Origin of the sequence: Phocaeicola coprocola DSM 17136 (assembly GCF_000154845.1) — a bacterium.
Lineage (GTDB): Bacteria > Bacteroidota > Bacteroidia > Bacteroidales > Bacteroidaceae > Phocaeicola > Phocaeicola coprocola.
In genome coordinates, this window is the sequence record NZ_DS981427.1 from 1 (window position 1) to 1,718 (window position 1,718).

Annotated in this window: 1 pseudogene; it reads right to left on the reverse strand. The window is 43.4% G+C overall.

Going from position 1 to position 1,718, the window contains the following annotated elements:
- Window positions 1-1,718: pseudogene (locus BACCOP_RS00005) on the reverse strand (DEAD/DEAH box helicase family protein); the annotation flags it as partial.

Below are 1,718 nucleotides of genomic sequence, written 5' to 3' on the forward strand. Positions count from 1 at the left end.
GCTCGCCTGTGGTGGATTTGTGGACGTCTTACAACCGCTGGATTGACTATGGCATAGGAGTTCCAAAGTTGTTTGGACGTAAAATGGTTATTCGCCATTTTGAGTTTATTCTCCAAGTCCTTCAACATTGAATAAGTGATTGGCTCTCCTTCATTATTATATATAATGCGTAAAGCTTCTATCTCGTCACTATGTTCTTTGCAGAACTCCTCGAATGCCTCCGTCGTACTTTTTGCTTCTTCTACGGAGAAACCTTTTGAGATAAGCGTGTCCTCGCCCGGCATCAATGTATTGACAAATCCGGCAGCAAGGATAAGCAAATATCTTCTGGCATCCGCATGATTTGCAAGTGGAGAAACCAATCCTTTGCGTTCGCTATTGGGTTCATTTGCATTTATAAAAGGAGGAAGTGTGTCGTTTTCAAGCGCAGTGTAGATTCTTGCCGACAATTCCTTCATATCACCGTGAGCCAAGTTCTCAAACTCTTTTCGTTGAGAATTATCAGCTCTGTTATAGATTCGGGCAAGTGTTGCTGCAAGCCGTTTCAGATATTCATCGGGGATATAACCATGACTAATCCGTTCCAATAATTCTTTGAGGGTAATGGTCTTTGTCGTAGGCTCATCAGTTGCTGTAGGGACAGTCTTTTCGTGTTCTGTAACACCCACAGCATCCACCAAGTAAAAGCAATCCTTGCTAAAGGCATTTGGAGTAACATTGCGTAGCTGCTCATCTCCGATGGTACGCACGCCACGACCTTTCATCTGAACATAAAGAGATTGGGACTCTACATCACGCATAAACATCACCACCTCCAGCGGTTTTACGTCCGTACCTGTTGCAACCAATGTGCAAGTCACGGCAATACAGAAATCCTTATCGTTTCGGAATTGTCGTATCAGTTCATTGCTATCTCCTGCCGAATAAGTGATTTTCTGAACGAAACGGTCATCAGTACGTCCAAACACTTCTTTCGCTATCTGCACTATGTTGGTGGCATGGGCTTCGTTGAGAGCAAATATCAAAGTCTTGGGCAGATAGTCCATATTTGGTTCACGCTGTGGGTCGTTGAACATCTCGGTATAGACCGCATCACGATAAGTGGAGAGTATTAGTTTGATTTGTGCCGGGTTGATAATGCTTCGGTTCAGTTCTTTATTGGTGTAGGTCTTTGTCTCTTTGTTGCTGATTGTTTTTATCTCTCCTGTATAGCGAGTCTCCTCTTTTACTTTTTCTCCTTCCAATATAGCTCCACCGTTTTCGGTAGCTTCTGTCTTGATGCGATATACACGGCAATCCACATTTACACCGTCCACAATACTCTTTTCCAAAGTATAGTTGACGATACGATTGTTATTGAAGAATGCTATTGTTTCTGGAATAGGGGTTGCCGTCAGTCCCACTAGTTTTGCCGTGTCAAAGTATTCGAGTACCTTGCGCCAGTTTCCATAGATAGAGCGGTGGCACTCATCTATGATAATCATGTCAAAGTAATCGTGGGGCAAATTCGGATTATCATGCAAGGCGACTTCTTCCGTTAGTTCGTTGTCGTCATCATCATCCGTATCTTCTATGGCTTCTCCTTTCAGAAGAGAAAAGGCGTTGTATGGTTGATATACTACATTGCTATCAGCAGGATGGAGCAGACGAGACGGTTGACAGTGATATTTGTGTTGAAGCATCACCGTTTTCAGTCAATCGGATGGTGCAAACTCTCT